We start from the raw sequence: 15,049 nt of genomic DNA on the forward strand, positions 1-15,049 counted from the left end.
CGTCCATTGGGCCAGGATCCTGCCTCAGAGGCAATTTTCTTGCCTCTGAGGCAAATCCCGTGGACTCAGCGGTGGGCGACGGCCTGTTTCACCAGTGTCCTGCCGAAGTCCCACATCAGCCCGCCGCCGCTGTGCGCGTCATCCATCACCGAGGTGAACGCGGTCACGAACCGGTCCACCTCCGGCTCGCCGATGATCAGTGGCGGAATCAGCTTGATCACTTCCAGATGGTCGCCGGACACCTGGGTGAGGATCCGGTGCTTCTGCAGCAATGGCACGACCACCATCTGCGCGAAGAGACCCTTGCGGGCCGCCTGGAGCATCGTCCAGCGGCTGCGCAGCTTCAGCGAGGACGGCCGGCCGAACTCGATTCCGACCATCAGCCCGCGGCCACGGACGTCGTGCAGCAGCTCGTACCGGCCGATCAGCGCGGCAAGCCGCTCGCGCAGCAGATCGCCGGTACGGCGGGCGTGCGCGACCGTCTCCTCGTCCTCCATCGCCGAGAGGACCGCGAGCCCCGCCGCCATCGCCTGCGCGTTGGAGCCGAAGCTCGCCGAGTGGACCAGCACCCGGTCCATCGACGAGTAGACGCGTCTGAAGATCCAGTCCTTTCCCAGGGTCGCGCCGACCGGCACATAGCCGCCCGAGAGCGCCTTGGCGACACAGACCAGATCGGGTTCGACGCCTGCCTCGTGCTGGTACGCGTAGAAGTCACCGGTCCTGCCGAGACCGGTCTGCACCTCGTCGGCGATGAGCAGGGCCTTGTGCCGGTGCAGCAGCTCCTGCGCGGCGCGCAGAAAGCCGGGCGGCGCCTCGTGGACGCCCTTGCCCTGGATCGGCTCGACGACGAGCGCCGCCACATCGCCGCGCTTCAGTTCGCGGCGCAGTGCGTCGAGGTCGCCGAGTCCGATGGCGGTGTCGGGCAACAACGGTGCGAAGCCGTCCCGGAAGCCGGACTCCCCGTTGACCGAGAGCGAGCCGGTCGTCAGGCCGTGGAAGGCGTGGGTGCAGTAGAGCACGCGCGGCTTCCCGGTGGCGTACCGGGCGAACTTCAGCGCGGTCTCGACGGCTTCGGTACCGCTGTTGCCGAAGAAGACCCGGTCCAGGTGCGGGCTGTGCGAGAGCAGCTTCTCGGCCAGCAGTCCGGGCAGCGGCTGGCAGTCGAAACGGGTGAGGTCGGCGAGCGAGGCGTCCATGACGTCGTGCAGTGCCTTGCGGACGACGGGGTGGTGGCGGCCCAGGCCCATCACGCCGAAGCCGGCGAGCATGTCGAGGTAGTCGTTGCCGTCCGCGTCCCAGAAGTACGCGCCCTCGGCCCGCTCGTAGACCTTGTCGAAGCCGATGGTGTGCAGCATCCGCGGCAGCTGGTGATTGAGGTACTTCGTGTGCAGTTCGTAGCGTTCGGCGCCGCGTTCCGCGAGGAGCTGCGCCAGATCGAAGCCCTTGGGCCCGCCGTCCTTCATGCCCCGCTCTCCTCCGTCCTGTCGACCGCGTTCTTGACGGCGAGCGCGGCACTGATCCGGCCGGCGATCTCGACCGGTGTGAGCCCGATGTCGGCCAGCACCTCGGCGCGCTTGCCGTGCGCGAGGAACTGCTCGGGGATGCCGAACGTCCGCAGCGGTACGTCGACACCCGCGTCCCGCAACGCCTGTCCGACCGCCGAACCGACCCCGCCCGCACGGCTGTTGTCCTCGACGACGGCGACCAGGCGGTGCTGTCCGGCGAGCGGGGCGAGCTGTTCGTCGACCGGCTTGACCCAGCGGGGGTCGATGACCGTGCAGCGGATTCCGCCGCCCGCGAGGAGGTCAGCGGCCTGCAGACAGACGGAGGCGAGCACGCCCACCGCCACGATGAGCACCTCGGGGTCGTCGGCGCGGTGGAGCAGGTCCATGGCACCGACCCGGCCGATCGCCGGGACGGGCTCCCCCACCGACTCCTTCGGGAAGCGCAGCACGGTGGGCGCGTCGTCGACCGTGACGGCTTCGCGCAGCTCCTCCCTGAGCCGGTCGGCGTCGCGCGGGGCTGCGATCCGCAGCCCGGGCACCACCTGGAGGACGGACATGTCCCACATGCCGTTGTGCGAGGGGCCGTCGGGGCCGGTGACCCCGGCCCGGTCGAGGACGAACGTCACTCCGCACCGGTGCAGGGCGACGTCCATCAGCAATTGATCGAAGGCCCGGTTGAGGAAGGTGGCGTAGACGGCGACGACCGGGTGCAGCCCACCGGTGGCGAGTCCCGCCGCGGAGACCGCCGCGTGCTGCTCGGCGATCCCGACGTCCCAGACCCGGTCAGGAAACGCCTCGGCGAACTTCGTCAGACCAACGGGGTGCAGCATCGCCGCGGTGATGGCGACGACGTCCGGACGCTCCGCGCCGATCAGGGCGATCTCGTCCCCGAACACCGAGGTCCAGGACGGGCTCTCGGCCAGGACGAGCGGTGCGCAGGTCAGCGGGTCCATGGCGCCGACGGTGTGGAACCGGTCGGCCTCGTCCTCCAGCGCGGGCGCATAGCCGCGGCCCTTTTCGGTGAGGCAGTGCACCAGCACCGGGCCGTGGAAGCGTTTCGCCCGGCTGAGCGCGGACTCGACGGCCGCGATGTCGTGCCCGTCGATCGGCCCGACGTACTTGAGCCCCAGGTCCTCGAACATTCCCTGCGGGGCGAAGGCGTCCTTGAACCCCTTCTTCGCGCCGTGCAGCGACTCGTACAGCGGCTGTCCGACGACGGGTGTGCGCTGCAGGACGTCCTTGCCCCATGACAGGAAGCGCTCGTATCCGTCGGTGGTCCGCAGGGTGGCGAGGTGGTTGGCGAGGCCGCCTATCGTCGGAGCGTACGAGCGCTCGTTGTCGTTCACCACGATGATCAGCGGCCGGTCCCTGGCCGCCGCGATGTTGTTGAGCGCCTCCCACGCCATGCCGCCGGTGAGCGCCCCGTCCCCGATCACGGCGACGACATGGTCGGGGCGGCCGAGCACCTCGTTCGCCTTGGCCAGGCCGTCCGCCCAGCCGAGGACGGTCGAGGCGTGCGAGTTCTCGATGACGTCGTGCGCGGACTCCTCGCGGGAGGGGTAGCCGGAGAGGCCGCCCTTCCCGCGCAGCTTGGAGAAGTCCTGCCGCCCGGTGAGCAGTTTGTGTACGTAGCTCTGGTGCCCGGTGTCCCACAGGATGCGGTCCACGGGCGAGTCGAAGGCCCGGTGCAGAGCGATGGACAGCTCCACCACCCCCAGATTGGGCCCCAGATGGCCGCCGGTCCTGGCCACCGCCTCGACCAGGAACTTCCTGATGTCCGCGGCGAGTTCGTCGAGTTCCGGTTCGCTCAGTGCCTTCAGGTCGTGCGGCCCCCTGATGGTCTCCAGAATGGTCACGCTCGGGCCCCCTCTCGGTCCTGTTTCAGCTCACGGTGACGGCGGGGACCCCCGATGGCGTCCCTGCGTCCATGCCCTCGGCGATCTTCAGGGCTTCCTCGATGAGTGTCTCGACGATCTTCGACTCGGGAACCGTCTTGATGACCTCGCCCTTGACGAAGATCTGCCCCTTGCCGTTCCCGGACGCCACACCCAGATCCGCCTCACGGGCCTCACCCGGACCATTGACGACACAGCCCATCACGGCCACCCGCAACGGCACCTCCATGCCCTCAAGACCCGCGGCCACCTGATCCGCCAGCTTGTACACATCCACCTGCGCCCGACCGCACGACGGACACGACACGATCTCCAACCGCCGCTGCTTCAGATTCAACGACTCCAGAATCTGCAGACCGACCTTGACCTCCTCGGCCGGCGGCGCCGACAACGACACCCGGATCGTGTCCCCGATCCCCTCCGACAGCAACGCACCGAACGCCACCGCCGACTTGATCGTCCCCTGGAACGCAGGCCCCGCCTCCGTCACCCCCAGATGCAACGGGTAATCACACTGCGCCGCCAGCAGACGGTACGCATTGACCATCACCACCGGATCGTTGTGCTTCACCGAGATCTTGATGTCCCGGAACCCGTGCTCCTCGAACAGCGACGCCTCCCACAACGCCGACTCCACCAGAGCCTCAGGCGTCGCCTTCCCGTACTTCTTCAGCAACCGCGCATCCAGCGAACCCGCGTTCACACCGATCCGGATCGGCGTCCCCGCATCACTCGCCGCCCGCGCGATCTCCTTCACCTTGTCGTCGAACTGCTTGATGTTCCCCGGATTCACCCGCACCGCCGCACAGCCCGCATCGATCGCCGCGAACACATACTTCGGCTGGAAATGAATATCCGCGATCACCGGAATCTGCGACTTCCGCGCAATCGTCGCCAACGCATCCGCATCATCCTGCGTCGGACACGCCACCCGCACGATCTGACAGCCCGACGCCGTCAGCTCCGCAATCTGCTGCAACGTCGCACCGATGTCCGACGTCCGCGTCGTGGTCATCGACTGCACCGACACCGGTGCATCCCCACCGACCGCCACCGACCCGACCTGGATGCGCCGCGAGGGGCGGCGCACCGCGAGCGGCCGGGCCGGTAGCTCGGGGAGACCCAGTGCGACCGGCTCTCCAGTGGACATCGCGTCACCCGTTCCCGGAGACGGTCTCGCGCACGGCGCGCAGGGACTCCTTGAGGGAGCCCATCGTGGCGAGCACGGCGGTGGGCTCGTAGCCGCAGTGCGCCATGCAGTTGGCGCAGCGCGGGTCCTTGCCCCGGCCGTACTTGTCCCAGTCGGTGTCCTCGATGAGCTCCCGGTACGTCGGGACGTAGCCGTCGCTCATCAGGTAGCAGGGCCGCTGCCAGCCGAAGAGCGAGTAGTTCGGGATCGCCCAGGCCGTGCACGGGAAGTCCGCCTTGCCCTCCAGGAAGTCCAGGAAGAGCGGCGAGTGGTTCAGCCGCCAGCGGTTCCGGTTGCCGCCCGCGAAGGACTTCTTGAAGAGCTCGCGGGTCTGCTCGACGCCGAGGAAGTGCTCCTGGTCGGGTGCCTTCTCGTACGCGTAGGCGGGCGAGATCATCATCTCGTCGACCTTCAGGTCGTCGTTGAGGTAGTTCAGGACCTCGATGACGGTCTGAGGGGTGTCGGTGTTGAAGAACGTCGAGTTCGTGGTGACCCGGAAGCCGCGCCGCTTGGCCTCCTTGATCGCCTCCACCGCCTCATCGAAGACGCCTTCCTTGGCAACCGACTCGTCGTGCCGCTCACGCAGGCCGTCGATGTGCACGGCGAACGCGAAAAACGGTGACGGGGTGAATTTCTCGATCTTCTTGCGCAGCAGCATCGCGTTCGTGCAGAGGAAGACGTATTTCTTCCGTGCGACCAGCTGCCGCACGATTTCGTCGATCTGCGGGTGCATCAGGGGTTCACCGCCCGCGATGGAAACCATCGGGGCACCCGATTCCAGCACCGCGCCGACGGCCTGGGCCACCGGCATACGCTGCTTGAGGACTCCGGCCGGATGCTGGATCTTCCCGCAGCCCTCGCACGCCAGATTGCAGGCGAACAACGGCTCCAGCTCCACAATGAGCGGGAATTTCTCTCGCTTGCGGAGCTTTTGTTCAATGAGGTACGTCGCAACCTTGATGGACTGACGGAGCGGCATGGCCATCTAGCTCACCTCCTGGGGAGCAGCAAAGATCGGTGCCATTCATAGAAAGCCGGCAGGACGGCACGGAGAACACGGAAAGCCGATATTCCACCGCGTACCGTGCCGATACGGACGAGCTCATGCTCTGGAGCGTCCACGACCACCCGTACGGCCGCAACCGGGCGCATTCCGGTCCGCAGGGCGGTGCGGAGAGTGGCGGCGGACTCCATGTCCACGGCAATCGCCCCGGTGGCCCGCAGCTCGGCCCGCTCATGTCCGCGTACGACATGACCGGAGCCGATCAGCGGACCGGTGTGGACGGTGCGGCCCGGCACCGTCCTGGCGAGGACCTCGGCCAGCAGACCCGCGCCGGTGCAGGGCGTCGAGTCCCCGGCCTCCCGGGTCTCGTCGGCGACCACCAGGTCCCCGGGGTGCATGCCGGGTGCCAGCCCGGCACAGAACCCGGAGGCGATGACCGCCGCACCGTGCGCCCGGTCCTCGCCGAGCGCACGTTCCACTGCCGTCTCGGCGGCCTTCGGACCCATGCCCGTACGGAGCACGGTCACCGGGCCCGGGGCGTCGCCCGCCCTTCCTCTGCCGCTGCGCAGGGCGAGTTGCTCGATCCCGAGAGCGCAGGCGATGAGCAGCGGCGCCGCGGGGCCGTGCGGCCCCGGTGCATCGCCCATCAGGCTCCCTCCCGGGTGGCCGTGCGGTCGGCGAACGGGTCGCCGTACACGTACCGCCCAAGCGCGGTGAGCGGGAAGACCTGCCGGTAGAGGTGGTAGTTGATGGAGAAGTCCCAGGGGAACCCGGTGCCGGTGAAGTACGGCTCGTCCCAGGAACCGTCGGCCTGCTGGGCCTCGTTCAGCCAGACGATGCCACGGGTCACCGCCGTGCTGTCGTGCCGGCCGGCGGCGAGGAGTGCGAGGAGCGCCCAGGCGGTCTGGGATGCGGTCGACGCGCCGTGCCCGATCCACTTCTCCTCCCGGTACGAGCGCAGGTCCTCGCCCCAGCCACCGTCGTCGTTCTGCACGGACTCCAGCCAGTCGACCGCCCGGCGGATCGCCGGATGGGTTCCGGGCAGTCCCGCGGCGACCAGAGCGGGCACCACCGCCCCTGTTCCGTATACGTAGTTGACGCCCCAGCGGCCGAACCAGGCGCCGCACACGTCCTGTTCGGCGAGCAGCCACTCGATGCCGCGCCGGGCGGCGGGGTGGTCGGCGCGCCCCTCCATGGCGAGCATCTCCACCACATGTCCGGTGACATCGGCGGACGGCGGGTCGATGACCTCACCGAAGTCGCAGAACGGCAGCCTGTTGGGGAACGGGCTGGTGTTGTCCGCGTCGAACGCGCCCCAGGCCCCGTTGCGGGACTGCATGCCGACATTCCAGCGCACCCCGCGCTCGATGGCGGCCTCGACCCGGGCCGGGTCGGGGTGCCGGACACGGCGCAGCGCGAGGACTACCTCGGCGGTGTCGTCGATGTCCGGGTAGTTGTCGTTGTGGAACTCGAACGCCCAGCCGCCGGGGGCCAGTTGAGGCCTGCGCACGGCCCAGTCCCCGGGCCTGACGATCTCCTCGGCGAGCATCCAGTCGGCGGCCTTCACGAGCGCCGGATGGTCGGGGCTCACTCCTGCGTCGGCGAGCGCGACGGTGGCAAGACAGGTGTCCCAGACCGGTGACTGGCAGGCCTCGATCATGCGGGCACCGTCCTCGCGCCACACCGCGAACCGGTCGAGCGAGGCGAGTCCGGCCCGCATCACCGGGTGGTCGAGGTCGTAACCGAGCAGGTGCAGGGCGATGACGGAGTACACCGCAGGCGGCTGGATACCGCCCCAGCAGCCGTCGTTCTCCTGGCGTTCGATGATCCAGCGGGCCGCCGCGTTCATGGCGATACGGCGCAGCCTGCGCGGCGCCACCTTGTGGTAGGCGTGCAGCGCCTTGTCCAGGCGCTGGAAGACACCGTCCCAACTGGCCATCGCCGCAGGGAGCTTGGGCGGATTCGGGACGTGCGGGTCGGTGTGCAGTTCGTCGAGGGCGAAGGGTGCGGGTCGCACCGGCCGCTTCGCCGAGACGACGGTCAGCGGCACGATCGTCTGCCGGGCCCAGCAGCCGAAGTCGTAGATGTTGAGCGGGACCCACTTCGGGAAGAACATCAGCTCCGGTGGGAGCTCGGGCAGGTCGTCCCATTTCCACCAGCCGAAGAGGGCCAGCCAGATCCGGGTGAAGACGCGGCTCTTCGCGATGCCGCCCTCTTCCCTGATCCACCGTGCGGCGCGGGCCATGTGCGGGTCGTCCGGCAGGTCTCCGGCCAGCCGCAGCGCTACATACGCCTCGATGGTGGCGGAGAGCTCGCCCGGGCCGCCGTAGAACGTGGCCCAGGTGCCGTCGCCGAGTTGTTCGCCGCGGATGAAGCGGGCGGCCGCCTCGACGGTGGCCGGGTCCTGGATGCCGAGGAACTGGCGGAGCAGCAGATCCTCTGCGTCCATGGTGACGTTGGTGGCGAGGTCACCCTTCCACCAGCCCTGGTCGTCCTGCCTGCCGAGGAGGTGCTCCACCGAGCGTTCCGCGGCCCGCCGCGCGGCGGCGAGCACGTCGTCCGCGGCGATGGTCGATTCGGTCGTTTCGCTGGCCGAGGCTGCGCGGGGGTTCAGAGCCCCGGTGCTTCCGTCGGTCGTCGCTGTCATGGCTTCCCCTTCGTGCAGTTGGTCCTCTGCTGTGCTGGGGTCTCCGTCGGCCGGCGCCCTGTTCGGACGCCGGCCGGCGACTGCGAGTCATATGCGGATGGTGATCATCTCTTTCGTACGACGACGAAGTCCGCGAGCGCTGTGAGCTGCTCGCGGACGGTTTCCGGCATGTCGACACCGTGCAGCGCCTCGATGGCGACCGCGTGCTGCCGACGTGCCTCCTGGGCGGTCCACTCGCGGCCGCCCGCCTCCTCGATCAATGCCGCCCGGACGGCGAACTCCTCCTCGGAGAAGCTGTCGAATTCGCTGCTCTTGGCGTCCGCGGCGAGCAGCTCGCCGAGGCGTTCCGAGGCCGGTCCGCCCGCGGCGAGCGCGGCGACGACCGGCAGGGACTTCTTGCGCTGACGCAGATCGCTCCAGGTCTGCTTGCCGGTGGACTCCGGGTCGCCCCAGATGCCGAGCAGATCGTCGACGGCCTGGAAGGCGAGGCCGAGGTGGTAGCCGTACGCCTCCAGGATGTCGGCGGTGCGGTCGTCGGCGCCGCCGAGCACCGCGCCGATGGAGACGGCGCAGGCGAGCAGGGCGCCGGTCTTGTTGCCCTCCATCTCCAGGCACTCCTCGACGGTGACCCGCTCGCGGTGCTCGTAGGAGATGTCCTGGGCCTGCCCGTCGATGAGCTTGCGGGTGGCGGTGGTCAGCCGGCGGGCCGCGCGGCCCGCCTCGGCCGTGCCGAGCTCCAGCAGGATCTCGTTGGCCAGCGCGAACAGCGCGTCGCCGACCAGGATCGCCTGGGCGGGGCCGTGCACTTTCCATACGGTGTCGCGGTGGCGGCGCTGCTCGTCGCCGTCCATCAGGTCGTCGTGCAGCAACGAGAAGTTGTGCACGAGTTCGACGGCGACAGCGCCGGGGATGCCGGCCTCGGCGGCGGCTCCGGCCGCCTCCGCGGACAGCAGGGCGAGCGCCGGGCGGACGGCCTTGCCGCCGTCGCCGTCCGCGGGCCGGCCCTGGGCGTCGATCCAGCCGAAGTGATAGGCGGCGACGGTGTCCATGGGCGGTGCGAGCCGGTCAACGGCAGCCCGGAGCACCGGCGCGGACAGGGCCCGTCCGCGCTCCAGAAGCGCGGTGACGTCCGCGGTGTCTGCCACGGTGTCGAAAGCCGGATTCGCCGGGGTCACTGACTCTCCTCTTGTTCCGGTGGTACTGCTCATGCCGCCTCCTGCAGCGGATGTTCATGGATGCGGCCGAGCGCGCGCAGCGCTGCGTCCGCGGCGCTGTTCCCGCTGCGCACCGCGCCCTCCATCGTCGCGGGCCAGCCGGTGGCGGTCCATGCTCCGGCCAGATAGAGACCGGCGGCACGGGTACGGGTTCCGGGACGCAGCCGCCCGACGCCGGGTGCGGGGGCGAAGGTCGCCGTACGTTCCCGGGTGACGAAGAAGTCCCTGATGCCGGCCCCGCGGGCGGCCGGGAGGAGCCGCTCGAGCTCGGGCAGGTAGCGGCTGCGCAGTTCGGCGACGGGCAGGTCGATCTCGTCGTCGGCCGCGGACTGGGAGAGCGCGAGGTACTGCCCGGGACCGGTCAGTCCGGAGGCGTCCGTACGGTCGAAGACCCACTGGACCGGCGAGCCGAGAGCGGCGAAGAACGGGCGGCGCAGCACCTTGCGGTCGTAGACGACGTGCACATTGAGGATCGGCGAGGTGCCGATGTCGAGCAGCCGGTCCGGCTCGTCGAGTGCGCCTTCGGGCAGCAGGCCGTGGGTCTCGCGCTGCGGCGCGGCGAGGACGACGGTGTGCGCCTCGATGCGTTCGGCGCCCGTGTCGACGATCCAGCGTCCGTCGGCGGTGCGGCTGACGGCATCGGCCTTGGTGCGCAGCTCTGTCCGTACGCCCGCGGCGTCGAGCGCCTTGCGGGCGAGCGTGTCGTGCACCTCGCCGAGCGGCACACATGCCCAGCCGATGTCTGCGGCGCCGGGCTCGGACAGGAGTCCGGTCTTGAAGACCTTCGCTGCAAGGGCCAGCGAGGAGTTCGGGGCGGTGGCGTTGAGTGTGGCGACGCCGACGAGGTCCCAGAGTGCCTCGATGGTGCGCGGGGACTGGCCGTGACGGGTCAGCCAGCTGCCGAAGTCGATGGTGTCGAGTGCCGGGTCGTCCGGGTCGAGACGGCCGAGCGCGAGCGCAGCGCGCCCGACACCCGCCCGCTCGGCGAGCGAGAGATGCGGATACGCGGCGAGGCCGGCGGCGAGGTGGAACGGCACCGGGAGCGCGTTGCGGCGCAGCCGTCCGAGCCGGGGCCCCGAGGGGCGGCCGACATCGAGAACGGGCACGTCCAAACGGTTTTGCAGGGGTGCCAGGCGGGTGCCGCCGACCCGGTCGAGGAACCCGCGGTAGGCGGTGCAGCAGCGCAGATAGACGTGCTGGCCGTTGTCGACCGTCAGCTCGCCGCGCCGGAAGGAGAAGGCGAGTCCGCCGAGCCGGGGCCGCCCTTCGAGCAGGGTCACGTCAAGCCCGGCGTCGGCGAGACGCAGGGCCGCGGTGATGCCGGCGAGTCCGCCGCCGATCACGACCGCGCGGGAGGAACGCAGGGCTCCGTCGGTCATGCGCCCCCCTCCCCCCGGGTCGTTCCGGCCGGCCGGGCCGTCTCGGCCGGGCTCGTCGCCTCAGTGAGGGACGCAGTGGACCACGGAAGGGTTGCCCACGGCGTGGACCGACGGTCGGTGGTCTGCACGGTGCACGGGACATCTGCAGGACGCATCAGACACGCCCCCGGGCGGTCCGGCGCGAGATGTAGCGCGCATCCAGACCCGACAGACCACGCACCGCGACGTAGGCCTTCTCGTGGCCCGGCAGCGAGACCCGGCCGCGCAGCACCGCCTCGGGGTCGCGCTCGATCCGGTCGAGCAGCCGGCGGTAGATGCCGGCCATGGCGGCCACACAGGCGCCGCTGCGGCGGTCCAGCATCGGCAGCAGCCGGTAGCCCTCGGCGAACAGGGCGCGGGCCCGCCGCACCTCGAAGTGGACCAGGCCCGCGAAGTCGGAGCCGGGCGGCGGGGTGGCCCGGTCGAAGCCGACGGAGCAGCCGAACTTGGCAAGGTCGTCGGCGGGCAGATAGGTACGCCCGTTGGCGGCGTCCTCGCGGACGTCACGCAGGATGTTGGTCAGCTGCAGGGCGAGGCCGAGCGTGTCGGCGTACTCCGGGGCACGGTCGGCGCCGGGTGCGCCCGGTTCCGTACCGAAAACGCCCAGGCTGAGCCGGCCGATGGCACCGGCGACACACCGGCAGTAGACCTTGAGGTCGTCCCACGTCTCGTACGTGGCGCCGCGCACGTCCATCAGCACCCCGTCGATCAGCTCGTCGAGCCCGCCGAGCGGGAGCGGGAACCTGCGTGCGGCGTCGGCGAGCGCGACGGCCACCGGATCGGTGTCGTCCTCGTCGACCGCACCGTTCCGGATCCGGTCCAGCAGCGTGCGGGTGCTCTCCAGCCGGATCCGCTTGGTCTGCGCGTCCAGCTCGCCGTCGCCGATGTCGTCGACCCGGCGGGAGAAGGCGTACAGCGCCGACATGGCCTGCCGCTTCTCGGCGGGCAGCAGCCTGATTCCGTACGCGAAGTTACGCGCCTGCTGTCCGGTGACGGCCTCGCAGTAACTGTATGCGGCCTGTACTTGCGCCGACATGTATGTCGTCTGTCCCTCCACGGTCCGGCTCACCCCTCTCTACGCGCTCTTCGCAAGACAACTCCCACCTCGCGCAGCAAGCTGGGCTTGGTGGGCCTGGGCGGTCCGGGCAGTACGTCGAACCCGGCGGCCGCGATCGCGGTGAGGGCGGCACGCCCCCCTCCCACAAATCCGGCGAGAAGCAGCTTGAGCCTGCCGTGGACGCTACCCACCAGAGGGGCACCTTCATTCAGCAGGTTTCGGGCGCGTTCTGCTTCGTATGCAACCAGCGCGCGCACCGATGCGCCCCCCGAGGCGGTTGCGAGGTCGGCCTCGGTGACATGGAACCGGGCCATGTCGTCGGCCGGCAGATAGATCCGGTCGCGGCCGAGGTCCTCGGTGACGTCCTGGAGGTGCTCGACGATCTGCAGCGCGGTACACACGGCGTCGGAGCGGCGGATCCGCTCGGGGTTCGCGGTGCCGGTGATCTGGAGGACCAGCCGGCCGACGGGGTTGGCGGAGAGTTCGCAGTAGGCGAGCAGTTCCTCGTACGTCCCGTACCGCCGGACCTTCTGGTCCTGCCGGTTGGCCTCGATGAGCCCCAGGAACGGCTCGGGGTCGAGTGAGCAGCGCCGCACGGTGGGGCGCAGCGCACGCAGCAGCGGATGGCGCGGGCCGTCGCCCGCGGGGTCGAAGACGCGGTGCAGATCGGCCTCGAAGGCGTCGAGCATCGCAAGCCGGTCGTCGGTCTGCGCCGGGTCCAGTCCGAGGTGGCGTGCGTCCGCTCCGCCGGGGGCGAGATCGCCGTCGCCGATGTCGTCGACAAGGCGTGCGTAGCCGTACACGGCCATCAGATCGTCACGCCAGGCGCGCGGCAGGAAGAACGGGGCCACGGGGAAGTTCTCGTCCGCGGCCTTGTCGAGCGTGGCGGGTACGGCGGCGTCCCGGCGCGCCTGCCGGGTACGCGTCACCTCGGACCGCCCGGTGCGGGGACGGCATATACACCTCGGAGCTGGAGATTTTCCGTCATTGCCGTCACATCTCCCGTTCTACACTGCTGACCCAAAACATCTCATTCCGGACACGCCGCCCGCTCTTTCCAGTGCGGAGGACCGCCTACGGGCGGTGCTCCCAGGCGGTATGGCCCCACTTGCCACGAATCAGCACCGGTACAGCTTACGTTGTACAACGCCCAGTCATACGCCCGGGTGTGGCGCGTATGACAACAACGTCGCATTCTGCGCCAACCTTCCCCGTGCGCAAGGAGATTGACGTCATCCGGCGGGAGGAGATCCTTCCCGGGATGTGGCGCGGACACGCTCGGCGCCCGTGCTCCGGACATGCAGCGGCCTCCGCCGGAGTGCTCCGGCGGAGGCCGCTGCCAGGTCGGGCATCGCTGCGCGGGGCTACTTCCCGGTCTCCCGCTCGTACGCCTTGAGCACCTCGTCGGTCGGGCCGTCCATCAGCAGCTCGCCCTTTTCCAGCCACAGCACCCGGTCGCAGGTGTCCCTGATGGACTTGTTGCTGTGGCTGACCAGGAAGACCGTGCCGGCCTCCTTGCGCAGCTCACGGATGCGCTCCTCGGAACGGATCTGGAACTTGCGGTCACCCGTGGCCAGCGCCTCGTCGATCATGAGGACGTCGTGGTTCTTGGCGGCGGCGATGGAGAAACGCAGCCGGGCGGCCATGCCGGAGGAGTACGTCCGCATCGGCAGGGTGATGAAGTCGCCCTTCTCGTTGATGCCCGAGAAGTCGACGATCCCCTGGTAGCGCTCGCGGATCTCCTCGCGCGTCATGCCCATCGCGAGCCCGCCGAGGATGACGTTGCGCTCGCCGGTCAGATCGCTCATCAGCGCCGCGTTCACCCCGAGCAGCGACGGCTGGCCGTCGGTGTACACCTTGCCGTGCTCGGTCGGCAGCAGACCGGCGATGGCCCGCAGCAGGGTCGACTTGCCGGAGCCGTTGGTACCGATGAGGCCGATGGCCTCGCCCCGGTAGGCGGTGAAGGTGACACCGCGTACCGCGTGCACCTTCCGGACTCCGCGTGCCTCGCCCTTGCCGCGGCGCAGTATCCGGCTCAGCGCGGCGGTGGCGCTGCCCTTGCCTCCGCCGGCACCGTTGACCCGGTACACGATGTGCACATCGTCGGCGATGACGGTGGGGACACGCCCCGAAGTGTTGTCCTCAGCCACGGCCGTACCGTTCCTCTGCCTTCCAGAAGTACACAAAGCCCGCGAGGCCGATGAAGGCCGCCCAGGCGAGCCCGACGATCCACACGTGCGGCGGCAGGTTCTCGGAGCCGTAGCCGTCGATCAGCGCGTAGCGGATCAGGTCCATGTAGATGGCCGCCGGGTTGTACTGCAGCACCCTGCCGACCCAGTCCGGCTGGTCCTCGAGCATCACCGTGATGGAGAACATGACACCGGACGCGTACATCCAGGTGCGCATGACGAACGGCATCAGCTGGGCCAGGTCCGGGGTCTTGCTGCCGAGCCTGGCCATGATCAGGGCGAGACCGGTGTTGAAGACGAACTGCATGATCAGCGCGGGCACCACCAGCAGCCAGGACAGCGTCGGGTAGCTGCCGAAGCCGACGACCACGATCACCAGCACGATCATCGAGTACAGCAGCTGCTGTAGCTGCTGCAGCGAGAACGAGACGGGCAGCGAGGCACGTGGGAAGTGGAGTGCGCGCACCAGGCCGAGGTTGCCGGAGATCGCCCGCACACCCGCCATCACCGAGCTCTGCGTGAAGGTGAAGACAAAGACACCGGTCACGAGGAACGGGATGAAGACCTCTTTGCTCATTCCCCTGCTGGTGCCGAGGATCAGCCCGAAGATCAAGTAGTAGACGAGCGCATTGAGCAGCGGTGTGGCCACCTGCCACAGCTGGCCGAGCTTGGCCTGGCTGTACTGGGCGGTCAGCTTCGCCCGGGAGAACGCCGTGATGAAGTGGCGGCGGCCCCAGAGCTGGCGCACGTACTCGAACAGCCCGGGCCGGGCGCCGCTCACCGTCAGGCCGTACTTGGCGGCCAGCTCGGCGGCGCTCAGGCCGGCGTCGGCGGATGGCGGGGTGCTCAACGCGACCGCACCATCATGGGTTGTGTCACTCACCAGATGAAACTCTCGTATTCAAGATGCGCTGCCAGTCGCGTGCGCGGTT

12 protein-coding genes are annotated in these 15,049 nt (G+C 69.4%); all 12 read right to left on the reverse strand.

Annotated features, from left to right (window positions below; all coding sequences use genetic code 11):
• Window positions 1-65: 65 nt before the first annotated feature.
• Entirely contained in the window at window positions 66-1,463 is a 1,398-nt protein-coding gene (locus OG878_RS06230) for an aspartate aminotransferase family protein (protein WP_328885835.1), read from the reverse strand.
• Complete coding sequence (gene dxs / locus OG878_RS06235; RefSeq protein ID WP_328885836.1) at window positions 1,460-3,361, reverse strand: 1-deoxy-D-xylulose-5-phosphate synthase; 1,902 nt, start codon at window positions 3,359-3,361, stop codon at window positions 1,460-1,462. Before dxs ends, OG878_RS06230 begins: the two co-directional genes overlap by 4 nt.
• Before the next feature lie 25 nt (window positions 3,362-3,386).
• Entirely contained in the window at window positions 3,387-4,550 is a 1,164-nt protein-coding gene (ispG, locus tag OG878_RS06240; protein WP_328885837.1) for a flavodoxin-dependent (E)-4-hydroxy-3-methylbut-2-enyl-diphosphate synthase, read from the reverse strand.
• A 4-nt stretch (window positions 4,551-4,554) separates the two neighbouring features.
• Entirely contained in the window at window positions 4,555-5,574 is a 1,020-nt protein-coding gene (hpnH, locus tag OG878_RS06245; protein ID WP_328885838.1) for an adenosyl-hopene transferase HpnH, read from the reverse strand.
• Window positions 5,575-5,579: 5 nt separating this feature from the next.
• A complete protein-coding gene (locus tag OG878_RS06250; protein ID WP_328885839.1) occupies window positions 5,580-6,239 on the reverse strand; it encodes a phosphorylase family protein in 660 nt (219 codons plus the stop codon).
• The gene (shc, locus tag OG878_RS06255) at window positions 6,239-8,239 is read right to left on the reverse strand and encodes a squalene--hopene cyclase (RefSeq protein ID WP_328885840.1); all 2,001 of its coding nucleotides are present in this window, start codon (window positions 8,237-8,239) and stop codon (window positions 6,239-6,241) included. The genes OG878_RS06250 and shc overlap by 1 nt, the downstream gene beginning before the upstream one ends.
• Window positions 8,240-8,343: 104 nt before the next feature.
• The gene (locus tag OG878_RS06260) at window positions 8,344-9,447 is read right to left on the reverse strand and encodes a polyprenyl synthetase family protein (RefSeq protein WP_328885841.1); all 1,104 of its coding nucleotides are present in this window, start codon (window positions 9,445-9,447) and stop codon (window positions 8,344-8,346) included.
• A complete protein-coding gene (gene hpnE, locus OG878_RS06265; RefSeq protein WP_328885842.1) occupies window positions 9,444-10,832 on the reverse strand; it encodes a hydroxysqualene dehydroxylase HpnE in 1,389 nt (462 codons plus the stop codon). Before hpnE ends, OG878_RS06260 begins: the two co-directional genes overlap by 4 nt.
• 154 nt (window positions 10,833-10,986) lie before the next feature.
• On the reverse strand, window positions 10,987-11,907 hold the full coding sequence (gene hpnD, locus OG878_RS06270) for a presqualene diphosphate synthase HpnD (protein WP_328885843.1): 921 nt from the start codon (window positions 11,905-11,907) through the stop codon (window positions 10,987-10,989).
• Window positions 11,908-11,936: 29 nt separating this feature from the next.
• Complete coding sequence (hpnC, locus tag OG878_RS06275) at window positions 11,937-12,857, reverse strand: squalene synthase HpnC (protein ID WP_328885844.1); 921 nt, start codon at window positions 12,855-12,857, stop codon at window positions 11,937-11,939.
• A gap of 435 nt (window positions 12,858-13,292) precedes the next feature.
• Window positions 13,293-14,078: an ABC transporter ATP-binding protein gene (locus tag OG878_RS06280; RefSeq protein WP_277329998.1), complete on the reverse strand. Its 786-nt coding sequence runs from the start codon at window positions 14,076-14,078 to the stop codon at window positions 13,293-13,295.
• Window positions 14,071-15,000, reverse strand: a complete 930-nt coding sequence (locus OG878_RS06285) for an ABC transporter permease (protein WP_328885845.1) — start codon at window positions 14,998-15,000, stop codon at window positions 14,071-14,073. Before OG878_RS06285 ends, OG878_RS06280 begins: the two co-directional genes overlap by 8 nt.
• Window positions 15,001-15,049: the final 49 nt, after the last annotated feature.

This window comes from Streptomyces sp. NBC_00316, from assembly GCF_036158715.1.
In the GTDB taxonomy this organism is placed as follows: domain Bacteria; phylum Actinomycetota; class Actinomycetes; order Streptomycetales; family Streptomycetaceae; genus Streptomyces.